Annotated in this window: 14 protein-coding genes; 3 read left to right on the top strand and 11 right to left on the bottom strand. The window is 72.1% G+C overall.

The features are described from left to right. Positions 1-82: 82 nt before the first annotated feature. The gene (locus DEI84_RS15540) at positions 83-634 is read right to left on the bottom strand and encodes a MarR family winged helix-turn-helix transcriptional regulator (RefSeq protein ID WP_181420294.1); all 552 of its coding nucleotides are present in this window, start codon (positions 632-634) and stop codon (positions 83-85) included. Between the two features lie 319 nt (positions 635-953). Here DEI84_RS15540 and DEI84_RS15870 point away from each other — a divergent pair, with 319 nt between their 5' ends. Both DEI84_RS15870 and DEI84_RS01300 read left to right on the top strand, forming a co-directional pair. Continuing rightward, positions 954-1,079 (top strand): hypothetical protein, encoded by a 126-nt coding sequence (locus tag DEI84_RS15870; protein WP_258365834.1) that lies wholly within the window; start codon positions 954-956, stop codon positions 1,077-1,079. Positions 1,080-1,229: 150 nt separating this feature from the next. After that, on the top strand, positions 1,230-1,757 hold the full coding sequence (locus DEI84_RS01300) for a hypothetical protein (protein WP_146236263.1): 528 nt from the start codon (positions 1,230-1,232) through the stop codon (positions 1,755-1,757). A gap of 38 nt (positions 1,758-1,795) precedes the next feature. Here the strand turns inward: DEI84_RS01300 and DEI84_RS01305 are convergent, their stop codons facing one another. Next, a complete protein-coding gene (locus DEI84_RS01305; RefSeq protein ID WP_110824394.1) occupies positions 1,796-2,374 on the bottom strand; it encodes a TetR/AcrR family transcriptional regulator in 579 nt (192 codons plus the stop codon). Positions 2,375-2,487: 113 nt separating this feature from the next. On the opposite strand from DEI84_RS01305, the gene DEI84_RS01310 reads away from it, so the two are divergent. Beyond that, positions 2,488-3,369, top strand: a complete 882-nt coding sequence (locus tag DEI84_RS01310; protein ID WP_110889383.1) for an SDR family oxidoreductase — start codon at positions 2,488-2,490, stop codon at positions 3,367-3,369. Between the two features lie 55 nt (positions 3,370-3,424). Here the strand turns inward: DEI84_RS01310 and DEI84_RS01315 are convergent, their stop codons facing one another. The 9 genes from DEI84_RS01315 to DEI84_RS01350 all read right to left on the bottom strand — a co-directional run bounded on the left by DEI84_RS01315 (position 3,425) and on the right by DEI84_RS01350 (position 14,832). After that, the gene (locus DEI84_RS01315; protein WP_146236264.1) at positions 3,425-3,622 is read right to left on the bottom strand and encodes a hypothetical protein; all 198 of its coding nucleotides are present in this window, start codon (positions 3,620-3,622) and stop codon (positions 3,425-3,427) included. Positions 3,623-3,831: 209 nt separating this feature from the next. Then, positions 3,832-5,598 (bottom strand): hypothetical protein, encoded by a 1,767-nt coding sequence (locus tag DEI84_RS01320; protein WP_110889385.1) that lies wholly within the window; start codon positions 5,596-5,598, stop codon positions 3,832-3,834. Between the two features lie 292 nt (positions 5,599-5,890). Then, positions 5,891-6,943 (bottom strand): BLUF domain-containing protein, encoded by a 1,053-nt coding sequence (locus tag DEI84_RS01325; protein ID WP_181420295.1) that lies wholly within the window; start codon positions 6,941-6,943, stop codon positions 5,891-5,893. Positions 6,944-7,161: 218 nt separating this feature from the next. Further along, on the bottom strand, positions 7,162-10,371 hold the full coding sequence (locus DEI84_RS01330; protein ID WP_146236265.1) for a hypothetical protein: 3,210 nt from the start codon (positions 10,369-10,371) through the stop codon (positions 7,162-7,164). A gap of 217 nt (positions 10,372-10,588) precedes the next feature. Then, a complete protein-coding gene (locus DEI84_RS01335; RefSeq protein WP_258371646.1) occupies positions 10,589-11,380 on the bottom strand; it encodes a PfkB family carbohydrate kinase in 792 nt (263 codons plus the stop codon). 5 nt (positions 11,381-11,385) lie between these two features. Next, on the bottom strand, positions 11,386-11,508 hold the full coding sequence (locus DEI84_RS15875; RefSeq protein WP_258371648.1) for a hypothetical protein: 123 nt from the start codon (positions 11,506-11,508) through the stop codon (positions 11,386-11,388). After that, entirely contained in the window at positions 11,508-13,013 is a 1,506-nt protein-coding gene (locus tag DEI84_RS01340; protein ID WP_110889388.1) for a cytosine permease, read from the bottom strand. The genes DEI84_RS15875 and DEI84_RS01340 overlap by 1 nt, the downstream gene beginning before the upstream one ends. An 86-nt stretch (positions 13,014-13,099) precedes the next feature. Next, positions 13,100-14,125, bottom strand: a complete 1,026-nt coding sequence (locus DEI84_RS01345) for an ADP-ribosylglycohydrolase family protein (RefSeq protein WP_110889389.1) — start codon at positions 14,123-14,125, stop codon at positions 13,100-13,102. Then, positions 14,122-14,832: a GntR family transcriptional regulator gene (locus DEI84_RS01350; protein ID WP_110889390.1), complete on the bottom strand. Its 711-nt coding sequence runs from the start codon at positions 14,830-14,832 to the stop codon at positions 14,122-14,124. The genes DEI84_RS01345 and DEI84_RS01350 overlap by 4 nt, the downstream gene beginning before the upstream one ends. Between the last annotated feature and the right edge of the window lie 13 nt (positions 14,833-14,845).

The following is a 14,845-nucleotide window of genomic DNA, read 5'->3' on the forward strand; positions in this document are numbered from 1 at the left end:
TCCGGACGCCGCCGTGGTGCGGACGTCGGCACGGTGCGGACGTCGGCACGTGCCCGACGCTACTCAGCGCGGCTGGTGGCGGTCAGTGGTGGGCGGGCACGGCGACGGCCACGGCACCGCGAGCGTCGTTGGGGACCACCGCGGCTGCGTCGTCCATCGCGGCCGTCATCTCGGCGAAGAAGGCGCTCATCTCCGCGATCGTCGTCGGGGAGAGCCGGTCGGCGGCGGCGATCATCCGCGCGTGCACCGCGGTGAGGTTCGACCGCACCGTCTCGTCGCCCGAGTCGGTCGCGACGAGCAGGAACCCGCGGCCGTCGTCGGGGTCGGTCTGCCGGTCGACGTGTCCGGCGGCGACGAGTCGCTTCACGAGGGCCGTGGTGGACGCGGTCGTGATGCCGAGGTGTGCGGCCAGTCCGGTCGGCTTCACCGCGGTGCCGCGCTGTCGGGCCTGCAGGAGGAACCGGACGGCGGCCATGTCGGTGGCGCCCATGTGCATGGTGTCGCGCGTGCGCTGGCGCATGGCGACCTCGGCGGAGCGGTAGCGGCGCATGGCGTTGAGCAGCTCCACGCCGCTCTTCGCCGCACGGTCGGGGTACCAGTACCCGGACTCGTCGTAGGTCCTCGCGTCGACCATGGCGTCACCTCGTCCTCGGTTGCGGGGCGCAGCCGATCCCCAAGGAGTACCAGGACCGGGCGGGCCGGACTCAGCCGGGTCGCAGCGGTGTCCCCCGGTACGGCCGGGCGGGGACGGCTGACGCATCGAGACACCCCCGTCAGCGAGCGACACCTCCATCGCCTCGAGACGCCGCCGGAAGTGACGGCGTCTCGTCCCGCCCGAGGCGTCTCGCAGGCACACCGGCGTCTCGCAGGCACACCGGCGTTCCGCAGGGACGGGAATGTCCGCGGCGGCCCGCGTGTAGAGATGAACACCCCCGAACGAGAAGGAGTCCGCCGTGATCGACGACGACCGCACCCCTGGCCAGCGCGACGACCTCGCCCGCCACCCGCACCTGCACCTGCAGGACGACGACCACGCGGGCTTCGGCCGCTGGCTCGGCCTCATCAACGCCGGGGACTGACCCCCGGGCCGGCACGCCGATGCCGGTACCGCAGTACCGGCGGACCCCTTCCAGGAGGCCCGTCACCCGTCCGTCGGACCGGTGACGGGCCTCCTGTGCGTTGCCCCCGGCGGGCAGCGGGAGGTCGGCCGCCACGGGTACGGTCGGAGCGTGCACGGGGTCGGAGTGGTCGACGAAGCCGGGCGGCTCCGGCTGCTCGGCACCGCGGTGGCGGGTGCTGCGTTCGCGCTCGTCCTCACCATGCTCGTCCTGTCGTCGTTCCGGACCGCGACCCCGCAGGTGCTCGTGTCCGTCGGCCTCCCCGCCGGAGTGGTCGGGGCCGCGGTGGCCGGCTGGCTGCGGCTCCGGTCCTGGCGTGCCGAGGGCGGGTACGAGCGCGTGGTGATGGTCGAGCGGTGGGTGACCGACCGGCACGTCCCCGCCGAGGTGCCCGCGGACGTCTGGGTCCCGCGGCTGCAGGCCCAGGCGGACCAGCAGGTCGGCGGCTGGGGCAAGATCGTGCTCTGCGTCTTCTGGAGCGCCATGACCTGGTCCATGCGCGACCAGCACGGCACGGTGATCACCCTGCTGCTCCTCGGCCTCTGGGCCGGACTGGCGCTGTGGAGCGTGCTGTGGGTGATCCCGCGGGCCCGGGTCGCGCGGGACATGCTGCGGCAGGGCGTCGTCGCGCGGGACTGACGTGGGTACCGCGGTCCCGTGCAGCGACCCTGCGCGGATCAGCCGAGTGCTGCCGTCGCGCTCCGGAGCTCCTGCAGGACGTCGAGTGCGTGGCGTGCGAGACCGTCGTCGTCGCTCCGTTCACCCTCGGACCACCGCGCGTAGCCCTGCTTGAACGCGAGGACGCCCATCTCGCTGGCCAGGTGCGCGGTCGTCTCGGGCACCCCGCGCTCGAGCAGCGCCGTCGTCATCGCGGCGGCCATGCCGACGCTCTTCAGCGCGTCCCGCTCCTGGAGCTCCGTACTCGCGGCCACGGCGGCCTTGAGTCGGGGGCCGAGCTCCCGGTTCCGCGGCCCCATCTCGCCGGAGGCCCGCTCGAGTCCGGCAGCGACGGCCTCGAGCGGGCTCGCCTCGGTCGGGGCACCGGCGATGCCCTCGGCGAGCAGACGGCTCAGGGTCTCCTGTCCGGCGACGAGCAGTTCGCGCTTGTCCGGGAAGTGCCGGAAGAAGGTGCTCTTGGTGACGCCGGCGCGCTCGGCGATCTCGGTGACGGTCGTCGCGTCGTAGCCCTGCTCCGTGAACAGGTCCACGGCGGCGATGACGAGCCGCTCCCGTGCTCCCGGTTCCCATCGCGCCATGCCCACCATCCTACTGACGGCACTCTTGTCCCGTCAGCGCACTCCGACGGGACAAGAGTGCCATCAGTGTCCTACGGTGACGGTACCAACGTCCCATCACTTGAGGAGTCCCCATGCACGTCTTCGTCACGGGCGGAACCGGCACGATCGGCACCGCCGTCGTCGCCGAGTTGCTCGCCACCGGTCACACCGTCCTCGGCCTCGCCCGGTCGGACGCGTCCGCCGCCACCCTCGAGGCCGCCGGCGCCGAGGTCCTGCGCGGCTCGCTCACCGACCTCGACGTCCTGCGCGAGGGAGCCACCCGCGCCGACGGCGTCATCAGCCTGGCGTTCAGTCGCGACTACGGTAGCGCCGAGGCACTCGAGCAGGGCCTCAGCGAGGAGCGCGACGCCATGGCCACGCTCGGTGCAGCACTCATCGAGAGCGGCAAGCCGATCGTCACCGTGTCCGGCACGCCCTGGGTGGCCGGACGCGCTGCGACCGAGGACGACCCGCTGCCCGTCGAGGGTCCGGTCGCGAGCCGCGCGGTCGCCGTCACCGACCTGCTCGCACTGTCGTCGCAGGGCGTCCGCGCCTCGGCCGTCCGGATGCCCCGGACCGTTCACGAGGACGGGCAGGGCGGGTTCGCCGGCCTGCTCACCGAGGCCGCGCGTCGGACCGGGATCGCGGGGTACCCGGGCGACGGTCAGCAGCGCTGGCCCGCCGTGCACGCGCGGGACGCCGCCTCGCTGTTCCGCATCGCCCTCGAGTCCGCGCCGGCCGGCACCGCGTGGCACGCCGTCGGTGACGAGGGCGACCGCGTCGTCGACATCGCCACCGTGGTCGGCCGCCGCCTCGGACTCCCCGTGCGGTCCGTGCCGGACGACACGTTCGGTCCCTTCGGGCCGATCTTCGCCATGGACCAGCCGGCGTCGAGCGCGCACACCCGGCAGGCGCTCGGCTGGGAGCCGACGCATCCGAGCCTCCTCGAGGACCTGGAGGCGCTGCAGCCCTGACGGCGCAGACGACGGACGGGAGGCCCGGTGCCAGCTGGCACCGAGCCTTCCGCGGTCAGCGCCTGGGCTTCCGGGAGCGGTGACGCGCAACGGTCCCGACGTACATCCCGCTCAGTCCTGTGGCGAGGCTCGAGATCAGCACGCCGATCCACTGTGCCGGAGTCCCCACCGTCGCCGCGAAGCACGCCGAACCGGCGACGATCGCTCCGATCGAGACGACGATCGCGAACGTGCGGGTCGTGAATGACGACATCTTCTCCCCCCTCTGGTCTGTGAGCCGCCCGACGGACGACTCGAGAGGCAACAGTAGTACGGGGACACCAGATTCCACCCGGTGACATATCATGCTGATCACGGTGAAGGGATTGCGGTCCTGAAGGGTCGGCAGACGACGGACGGGAGGCCCGGTGCCAGCTGGCACCGAGCCTCCCGTTCGTCAGGTGGTCGCGTCGCGACCGCCTGTCAGTTGTAGTTCGCCACGCGGTTGGGCGAGGTGTTGCCCGCGGGCGTCGGGACGGCCCCGCCGACCCCGTTGATGACGCTCGAGATGGTGCCGACGTCACCGAGGGACACCGTGACGAGACCGTGCGCCTTCACGCCCGGCGTCTGCGGCACCTCGAACGCCCGGTCCGCGTGCACGGACGGGTTCGTGTTGAAGAAGCAGTAGACACCCCCGCCCCAGATCTCGTGCGTGGTGACGTTCGCCGCGACCTTGTACGCCGCGTACCCCGCTCCGGTCGGGCTCTGCCACGAGGCGTTGTCCGGCACGTCGTACGGCATCTCGTTCTGGAAGAAGATCGTCTTGCCGTTGTTGCCGTTCCACTGCACTTCGTACTTCTGGTAGTGCTCGACGAAGAGCCCGGTGGCGAGGACGTCGTTGCCGTTCACCTCGACGCCGGTGGCACCGGTGTTGACCGTCCACCCCGTGGGTGCGCCACCGTGGTCGGCGCGCCACGCCCAGATGTGGTCGATCAGGGTGTCGTCCGCGTTGACCCGCAGCGAGGTGCTGGCCTTGCCCTGGATGCTCGACCCGACGCGGAAGAAGACGTCTTGGATGCTCTGCGGGTTCGCCGCGTGGTCGATGTGCGAGTCCGCCGTCCCCAGTCGGATCAGCTGCGTGCTGTTCTGCGTGCCGGCGTCGACGACGAGGTTCGAGACGTTCACACCAGCGACGTCGTTCGACACCAGGACGGAGTTGCCCTTGGTCGGCACGAGCGTCGGGAAGCCGATGCCGGTCACGACGGTGTTCGCCCGCTGCACGTTGATCGCCGCGTCGAGCTGGTACGTGCCCGGGGTGAAGAACAGGTTCAGCCCCTGCGCGAGCGCGCTGTTGATCGTCGCCGCCGAGTCACCCGGGTGCGCGACGTAGAAGTTCCGCATCGGGATGTCCGTGCCCGCGGTGTTCGGCCAGGTGACACCGCTCGAGTTCTGCCGGAGCGAGGGGACGAACACGTGGTACTTGTTCGACGAGTCCACGTACAGGTAGGGCTTCTCGCGCGTCGTCGGCGTGGTGGCGAGCGTCGTGTAGCTCTTCGAGAAGTCGTTCGCCGGGGCACCCTGCACTCCCGAGAACGTCATGTTCCAGTTCCCGCCCTGCCACGAACCGAGCGTGGAGTTGCGGGTGTACCACTGCTGCTGCGACCCCGAGGTGACGGTGCCGTCGACCTTGCTGTCCGCGATGTAACCGCCGGACGAGTAGCCCTGGCCGCCGTCCTGGTTCGAGGGGCCCATCGTCAGGTTGCCCTTGATGTGCACGCGCCGCATCGGAGCGGCCTGGGACACGGCCCAGCGGTCGGTACCGCCCTCCGGGACGACCGCGACGTTCTCGACCGACCGCCAGAAGTTCTGCGTGGCGTTCTTCTCGTCGCCCGCGTTCCACCCGGAGTCCACGTTGACCGCGCCGGTGATGGTGACGTCGTCGGGGTTCTTCCCGAGGCCGGCGACCGTCGTGTAGAAACCGAGGTTCGCCCAGACACGGTTGTAGCTGCCCGGCTTGAACAGGAAGACGTGCCGCTGGGACCCGAACTGCGCCGTGGTGCTGCGGAGCTGCGAGGTGAAGGCGGCGTCGACGTCGGCCTGGATGGTCGAGGTCGGGGTCGATGGGCTGTAGACCTTGACGTTGCTCCCGAAGTCCGGGGTGTCGCTCGTCGTGACCGCCTGGGCCGAGATCGCCGGGACCAGGGCCCCCACGACGCCGGCACTCACGGCGAGGGCGACGAGACTTCTCATCCGTCGTTGCATGATGCTCGATTCATGACCGGTGCGGCCCCGTTGCCGCACGGACGCGACGGTAGACCCGATCATGCGCGTTCCGCAGTCGGACGAACGGCGGACAAGCACGGGCTCCCGGAACGTGATCGGCCGCCTGATCACCACCCGAAGGCGACCAGACGGCCGGGCTCACCACCCTGGGTGAGCGAGCAGGGCGCGGATACCCGGTCCACGCCCCGCGGTCCATCCTGCCCGATCGCGGAGCGCTCCACCGCCCCCAACTCACGGGGGAGAACGGACGGTTCCCGCGTCAGGGTGCCGGTGCGACCGGGATCTCCCAGTAGCTCGGCTGCTCGTACTGCTCCGACCACCCCCGCCGCATGCGCGCGGCGGCACGGTCGAACGCCTCCACCGGGTCGGTGTCACCCGTCAGCAGGGCCTGCAGCCGGAGACCGTCGTACAGGGCGAGCAGCTGCTGTGCGCCCCGCTCCGGGTCCATCGTCGCCGGCTCGCGGCCCTCCCGCACGTCCGCGGCGAGTGCCGTGCGGATCGTCTCCCGGAACTGCCGGTAGGCGGACCGGTAGTAGTCGGCACCGTCGACCGAGGGGTCCGTCGCCGCGGCGAGTGTCGACGCGAGCAGGCGCATCAGTCCCGATTCCTCGACGTGCGCGGCCAGCAGGGCGTGCATGAACGCCACCGTTCCGCGCTCCGTGATCATCGGGAGCAGGGGTGCCGACACCGCACGCGTCCACCGCTCCACCGTCGCCGCGAGGAGGGCGTGCCGGTTCGGGAACAGCCCCTCGATCTCGGACACGCTCATGCCGCTGCGCTCCGCCACCGCCTCGATGGAGAAGCTCGTCGTCCCGCCGTCGTGCAGGACCGCGATCGCGCCGTTCACGGCGCGGGTGCGCGGGACCTCGTCGTCGGCCGCGTTCTGGTTCGTCAGCGGCGCGAGCGGGTGCTTGCGGAACCACTCGAGCAGGGCGCGGGCCCGCGAGGCGCCGAACTCGGCGTCGCTCGGCCGCTGCGCCTCGAACAGGTCGCTGAAGCCCGGGACCTCGCGCATGAGCGGGTCCAGGGGCTGGAACGCCATGGACCAGTCCGGGAAGGAGCGCTGCTGCACCGGGTCGTCGCAGAGCACCCGGACGTTGGTGTGCCGGGGGTCCAGGCCGATCTGCTCGAAGCGCTGGTGGACGACGTCGTCCTCGCCCTCGATGATGCCGATGCAGTTGCTGTCGCGGTGCGCGAGCATGCCGGTGATGCCGAGGCGCGTGTTCTTCTCGCGTCCGACCGCCAGGATCTGCGCGAGTTCGGAGTCCGAGATCGGTCGGGTCTGCGTGCTGGTGTAGACGAGTGTGCGCACGGTCGGCCTCCCTGGTCGTGGCGGGGCCGGATGCCCTGGCACGAGTCAAACGCGCGACGGGCGACCGCACCAGTCCCGTGTTCGGGTCGCGTGGTCGCGGTGCGTCGGTGCCGGCCGGAAGGCCCGGGGCGGGCCCGTGCTGCGCCTCCCGTCCGGCTCGTGGGACGACGGAGGGCGGGTGACCTCGCGACCACCCGCCCTCGTCGATCAGTGCGGCACTACTTGTGGATCCGACCCGACAGCCCGGTCGTGGTCCCGGTCGTGTAGCCGGTCTTCTTGGCGGTGACGGTCACCTTCAGCCGTTCCCCGACGTCCTTCGACGTCGTCTTGTAGGTGGCCTTGGTCGCTCCGGGGATCGACTTCCCGTCACGCGACCACTTGTAGGTGAACGTGACCCCGCTCGCGTTCCAGGAACCGGGCTTCGCGGTGATGGTCCGGCCGACCTTCCACGACCCGCCGACGGTCGCGCGGCTGCCCTCCTTCAGCGCGAGCTTCGGCGTGGTCGCGACGACCGTGACGGTGGCTCGGGCCTCCCGGCCGGAACCGGCACCGACGGCGGACACGGCGAGCGCGCCGAGGTCCGCGTCGGCCGGGACCTGCAGGGTGCCGGCGACCGCGCCGCTCGACCCGGCGACGGCCGTGTCGACGACCGTCTCACCGGAGCGGAAGGTGACGCCTTCGCCCTGGCGGAAGCCCGTGCCCGTGAGCAGGACCGTGGTACCCGGCGTGACCTTCGCAGCGGAGGTGCCGAGCGCCACCGGAGCGGCCGCGGCGGTCCGCTCGGCACACACGTCACCCTGCTTGCCGACCGGCGCGATCGCCTTCGCCGGCGCCGTGACGCCGTCGTCCTCGCGGACGGTCAGGTTGGTGAACGCGGACGCGCCCATGACGGCGTTGCTGGTGTTCGTGACGCTCACCTTCAAGGCGGAGCTGGGCGTCGCCGAGGCGATGGTGTTGCCGGCCGTCGGCACGGTGACCGCGCGGCAGGTCTCGCCGGGTGCGAAGGTCACGCGCTCCATGCCGACGCCGACGGTGCCGGTCGCCGAGCCGAGGACGCTGACGTACGCGGTGACCGGACGGGACTCGGCACGCGACAGGGAGACGGCGACGTCGGCGGTGCCGGGGCCGGCGCCCTCCTCCACCGCGGTGGGGGCGACGTTCACCGTGGTGCGCGTCTGGGCGACGGCGGTGCCGACGCTCGGGGTGTCGAACGCCAGGTCGGACAGGTAGACCCCGCCGGTGCCGGTGCCGTCGGCCCCGACGCCCGCGGTGAAGCGGACCTCGCGGACGTCGGTGAGGTCCAGGCCGGTCATCGACGCCGTGGGGATCGTCAGCTGCTGCAGGACGATCTTGTTGAGCGTCGTGTTCGTGCCGCCGGGCATCCGATTGACGGCGAGCGGGTTGACCGCAGAGGCAGCGGTCGACCAGGTCCCGCCGGAGCCGTCGAGGACCGTGATCCGGAAGTCGGTGCCGGTGGACACCGCCTCGTCGGGCGCGGTCTTCAGCGTGAGCTGCGTGCTGTCGGAGACGTTGCGTGCCGTCGCGGGGACCGAGACGCGGAGTTCACCGGTGCTCGGCGCTGCCGGGTCGGTGGTGGAGGCTCCGGTCCACAGGAACCGGGTGGTCGGGAACGCGGGGACGTTCGGTGCGAACGAGCCGGGCGTCCAGTGCGGCACCTGGGCCGAGCCCTTGGTGGTGGCGCAGAACGGGTTCGACTGCGGCAGCGTCCGACCGGTCAGGTTCGAGCAGACCGCGGCCGTGGCGCCCCCGACGGTGCGGACGAGGGAGCTCGACTTCGTGAAGTCGGTGACGAGCTTCGTCTTCGAGGTGGGCTGCGCGGCCATGGTCCGGACGTCGGCGAACGGCGTCGCGGTGGTCGCGGGCTTGACCGACCCGTCGAACATCGACTGGAACTGGGTCTCGCCGCCCATGGTGAGGCGGAAGAAGCCGGTCATGTAGCTGACGCCGACCTGGTACTGCTGGTCCGCGGTGAGGCGGGTCGGGCTGGTCGTGGCGCAGGTCGACGTGGTGTCGCGGACGTTCCAGTCGTCGCCGGTCGCCGCCGGGTACTTGCCCGGGGTCCACACGGTGTTGAAGAAGTTGTGGTTCGCGCCCATCACCCACACCGCGGAGCGGAGGACCTCGTCACCGAATGCGTGCCGGGAGTCGTCGATGAAGTGCTGCCCCTGCTGGTTCGACACGTCGCCGTCGCAGTAGGGCAGGAAGACGGCGGTCGGCACGTCGGGCAGCGTCATGCGGCCGAAGTCGACCGGTGCGAGCGGCAGGACCGACTCGATGCCGAACGGCTTCGGGAGCGCTTCGTTGAGGGTGGCGGCCGAGACCACACCCTCACCGCCGCGGGAGTGGCCCATGATGCCGACGTGCGTCAGGTCGAACCGGCCCTTGAGCGACGCCGCCGTCACGGTGGAGGCGGCGGCCGGCTGGTCGGTGCGGGTCGTCGCGCGGACGAGGGCGTCGTCGAGCGTGCGGGTCGTGGTCGTGCTCGGGGCGGAGCTCGTCGCCGTCGTGACGTCGTCGTACGAGACGGCCGTCCCGGCGTCGGCCTTGCCGAGCATGTCCAGCGTGTCGAGGATCAGCTGACCGCGGGCCTGCGCGCCGTAGTCGAGGGCGAGCTGGTTGTCGTTCGAGTTCACGGCGTTCGCGGCGATGGAGACGACGTTGTAGCCGCGGGTGGCGAGTGCACGCGCGGTGCCCTCGTACCCGAGGTACGAGCGCACGTTGGACTGGGTCGGACCGCAGGGCCAGCGCAGCGGGTTCGCACCGGTGCCCGCGCACGAGGTGTGGCGGCCGTGCAGCAAGACGACGGTCGGACGCTCGCCGGCGGCGCTCGTCAGGTACATCTTCCCGGTGAGCTCACCGCGGATGCCGCCGATCGCCGCGAGCGGGATCGCCTGGTCACCGAAGTCGTACTCGGCCTCGGTCACCTCGTAGGCGCCCGGCGTGGACGGGTCCTCGACCGCGTCCGCCGTGGCGAGGGACTTCATCTGCCGCTTCAGGGTGCGGTTCTCGGGGACGGCCGGGGTGACCGGGGCCGTCGTCGTCTCGGTCGCCTTGTCCGCGTCGCCGCTCGACCAGGCCTTGGTGACGTCCTTCGCGTCAGCGACGGACCGGTCGGCGGTGAGGACCTGCAGGGTCTTCCCGTCCGCCGACTCGGTGGCGAGGCCGATCGGCTCACCGTCGACGACGAGTGTGGGGGCGTCGTCGACCATCGGCAGGGGTGCGTCCAGGTCGAGGGACACGAGGTACCCGCCGGGGGCGGTCGTGACGTCCCAGTCGGAGCCGGAGGCGACGACGGGGTCAGGGGTCGGGGCCGCGAACGCGGGCATGGCGGTCAGGGCGAGGGCGGGAGTCAGCGTGGCGGTGATCGCCAGTGCGGCGAGCCGACTCCGGGAACGGGTTCTGGACAAGGGGCTCCTCGAGTGAAGGGGTTCTCAAGAGGAAGCTTCGAGGAGCGTGAGCGTTCGCCGAGCATCGGAAACGGGCTCGTAACCAACACTTGACGGGCGGGAAACACCGGCGCCCCGCCTCAGCCACCGAACGCGATGAACGGCTCCAGCAAGCGGCTGGACCGTCCGGTCGGACCGCTCCAGCCGCACGGGTGCGGCGATCGCGGAGGTCACCGCGTCACGCTCCGGCGAGCAGCGCGTCCGTTTCCCCAGCCGTCGGCGCGGTCGCCGGCCCGGACCGGGTCACCGCGAGCGCCGCTGCCGCGTTGGCCCGACGGACCGCGTCCGGGAGGCCCGCCCCACGCCCCAGCGCGGCGGCCAGCACGCCGGCGTGCGCGTCCCCCGCCCCGTTCGTGTCGACCGCGACGACGGGGAACCCGGGGACCAGGACCGGTGTGCCACCGGACTCGACGACCCAGCAGCCGTGGGCGCCGTCCCGGACCAGGGCGGTCCCCCGCGCTGTCGCCGCGATCGCGGCGGTGGCCTCGGCGAGGGTGGCCGATGTCGGGGAGAGCAGTCGTGCCTCCCGGCTGTTGGCGCTGACCACGTCGGAGCGCGCGGACACGGCGACCAGGAGGTCTCCGGGCAGGGTGTCGACGAGCGGCGACGGGTCGAACACCACGCGGACGGACGGCGGGACGGACTCGAGCCAGTCGGCGATGGCCGCACCGTTCACCGGGTGCGCCAGGCCGTAGCCCGACACGAAGACGATGTCGTCGTCCTGCAGGTCCACATGGTCCAGGTCGGCGCGGGTGAGCTGCCCTTCCGCGCCGACGCTCGTGACGAAGGTGCGCTCGGTCGTGGCGTCGACGAGCGCCACGCAGTAGCCGCTGTCGAGGTCGGCGAGCCCGGGCTGCACGACGGTGACGCCCGAGTCGGCCAGCGCCCGCCGGACGACGTCCCCGAAGGGGCCGGTGCCGTACTGCCCGGCGAACACGACGTCCATGCCGTCCCGGCGGGCGGCGACCATGGTGTTCAGGCCGCCACCGGCCGTGATCTCGGAGCCCGCCGCGATGACGTCCCGCCCGGCTCCGGGAGGGCGTCGATGCGCATCACGATGTCGACGATGACGTTGCCGACCGAGACGAGGCGGCCCATCAGACCGTGTGCTCAGTGTGCGGCAGCGGAGCAGACTGGTCGGGCTGCTCGTGCAGCGTGCCGCGGGGGCCGCCGGTCAGCAGGTAGACCGCGGCCGCGACGATGAACGTGACGACCCAGCCGAGGCCGTTCGCGCCGATCCAGGTGTCCGAGAACGCCCCGACGAACACCGGGTCGGCGTCGCCCACCTGGACGTTCGTGAACAGGAAGCCGACGACGATCGCGACGACCCAGGCGATGACTGCGGGCCAGGCGACCCCACCGGCGTACCAGTAGCGGCCACCACGGCGGAGGTCGAGCAGCGCTTCCGGGTCGTACCAGGTGCGGCGGAGCATGTCGGCGATGAAGACACCGAGCCAGGCCGTGATCGGCACGGCGAGCACCGAGATGAAGGTGATGAACGGGGCGTAGAAGCCGTCGGCCACGAGCATGAAGTACATGGCGCCGAGCGTGGTGATGACGACGTCGACCGCGACGGCCCAGACCCGCGGCACCTTCACGCCGAGGGTCAGCGTGGTGAGGCTCGCCGAGTACACCGACAGGTGGTTCGACAGCAGCAACCCGCCGAACGCGGCGATCAGGTACGGCACGGCCATCCAACTCGGCAGCATGTCGCGGATCGCGGCGACCGGGTCCCCGGCCTGCGCCAGGGTCGGGTCACCGGCGGACACGAGCGAGCCGAGTCCGACCAGGACGACGAGCGGGATGCCCGCACCGGCCGCACTCGCGGCGACGAGCTTGCCGGCGCGGACGCTGGTGCGCGTGTACCGGGCGATGTCGGCGCCCGCGGTGGCCCACCCGATACCGGTCCCGGCCGCGATCGTCCCGATGCCGATCACCATCGCGGCGACCGGGCCGGCGGGCTGCGCGCCGACGACGTCCCAGTCGATGCGGGCGACGAGGAACACCGCGACGAAGACGTTCAGCGCACCGAAGACCCACGTCGCCCACTTCTGCACGGCGACGATGAACGCGTGCCCGAGCCCGGAGATGAGCACCGTGGCGGCGACGAAGACCAGGATCGCGACGATCGTGATGACCGGGTGCGCCTTCGAGCCCCCGTCGGTGCCGAAGAGGATCGTGAACAGCGACAGCAGCACGAACGCGGCGGTCGTGGTGTTCACGGTCTCCCAGCCCAGGCGGCTCAGCAGCGAGATGAACGTCGGGCCGACGTTGCCGCGGACGCCGAACACCGCGCGGCTCAGGGTCAGGCCCGGCGCTCCCCCGCGGCGTCCGGCGATCGAGATGACCCCGACCACGGCGAACGAGCCGGCGGCGCCGATCACCGCGACGAGGAGCGCCTGCCAGACGGTCAGTCCCTGGAAGGCGACGAGCGTGGCACCGAGGGGGAGCCCGAGGATCGAGATGTTCGCGGCGAACCAGACCCAGAACAGCGCGCCGGGCGTCCCGGTGCGTTCGGCGGCCGGCACCGGCTCGATGCCCCGCTGCTCGACGGTGGTCAGGGTCCCGGCGCGGGTGGTGGCGTCGGTCGGCGTGCTGGTCATCAGGTCCTCTTACGTCATCGGAAGGGTGCGAGGGGGAAGCCGGGCGGCGGCAAGGGGGGAACCGCCGCCCGGCGGTCTGGGTGCCGCTACCGGCCGGGGCCGGTGCGGAGGTCGAGGAGGCGCTCGGTGAGCTCCTCGAGGTGCAGGTCGTTGACGGTCTCCACCTGGTGGACCGCGTCGGCGGACCAGGCGGCCGCACCGTGCACGGCACCGAGGACGGCGCCGGCCATGGCGGCGATCGTGTCGGTGTCGCCACCGATGCTCGCCGCGGTGCAGACGGTCCGCCAGGGGTCGAGGTCGAGCGCCACGAGCGCGAGCGCGGCGACGACGGACTCCTGCGACGCGACGCTCGTGCCGATCAGTCCGGACACGACGTCGATCCGTTCGGCGTCGGGGACCGTGGCCAGGTGGCCGCGAGCCCACTCCGTGCGGTCGGCGATCGAGCCACCGGCGACCCAGTGGCCACGGGTCTCGCCGATCCGGGCCGCGGCGACGGCGACGTCGAGCGCCTCGGCACGCGTGGCGCCGTCGATGCCGGCCGAGACCGCTGCCGCGACCGCGCTGGCCCCCGCGATGCCGAGCCCGGTGTCGTGGGTGACCCGGCAGGCGTCCTGCACCGCGTCCACGAGTCCGGCGAGCCCGTCGGACCCGGTACCGAGCGGCGTCGCGATCCCGACCGGGGTGATCCGCATCGCGGCGCCGTTCGTCGTGCCCGTCGAGCCCGCTTCGGAGGCGGGGACACCGTCGAGGATGCGCTGCACGGCGGTCTTCGTGCTCGGCCCGAGCAGGTCGAGGGAGCCCTTGGCCGCCATCGTCCGCTCCCAGTCGATGAGCGCCCGGGCGAAGTCGACGGGGTCCAGCCGACCCTGCCCCTGCACGAGCAGTTCGGCGACGAGGACCGCCTGCTCGGTGTCGTCGGTGATGCTCCCGGCAGGCATGCCGTGTGCGATGCGCTGGTTCGGCCCGGCGTCGACGAACCCGCTGATCACCCCGTGGTCGGAACGGATTTGCTCGAGCGACAGCGACTGCGTCGGCATCCCGAGGGCGTCGCCGATCGCCAGGCCCCGGAAGGCGGCGAGGGCGTGCTCGGCGGCGGTGCTGGTCGTCGTCATCGTGCGCTCCCGAACGTCATGTGGATGCGGAACCGGCTCGGGTCGAGCAGGCTGTCGACAGCCTCCACGAACGTGCCGTCGGCCGTGCGCGAGACGCGTCGGCTGTGGAGGAACGGGTCGCCCGCAGTCCTGTGGAGGAGCACCGCGTCCTCCTCGGTCAGCGGGAGCACGTCGACCCACTGCTCGGCGAGCGCCGGCACCAGGCCCGTCTCCGCGATCGTGGCGGTGAGCGACCCGTCGACGAGACCCTCGTCGACGGCTCGGGCGAGCCTCCCGAACGGCGGAACCAGGCTGCGTTCCAGGGAGATGTCCGGTCCCCCGGCCACGTGCCGGACGCGGTCGACGGCGACGAAGTCGGCGTCGTCGAGCCCGAGCTCCGCGGCGAGCGCCGGCGCGCTCACCGCGGCGATCCGGAGGACGCGGACGGCGACCTCGGTGCCCGTCGCCTCGAGGGACCGGGCCCAGCCGCTCCGGGGGTCGAGCGCGGCGCCGTCGAACGTGACGACCGAGCCGATGCCGCCGCGGATCGCGATGTACTCCTCGTCCGCCAGGTCGGCGAGCGCCGCCCGCACCGTCCCGCGGCTGACGGCGAACCGCTCGGCCAGGTCGTGCTCCCCGGGCAGACGCTGGCCCGGGGCGTAGCGGCCCGTCGCGATCGCGTCGCGGAGGGCATCGGCGACGAGGCGTCGCTTCGGTGGGACGGGCATGCAGAGGAGACTA

It is taken from the genome of Curtobacterium sp. MCBD17_023 (assembly GCF_003224415.1).
Taxonomy (GTDB): domain Bacteria; phylum Actinomycetota; class Actinomycetes; order Actinomycetales; family Microbacteriaceae; genus Curtobacterium.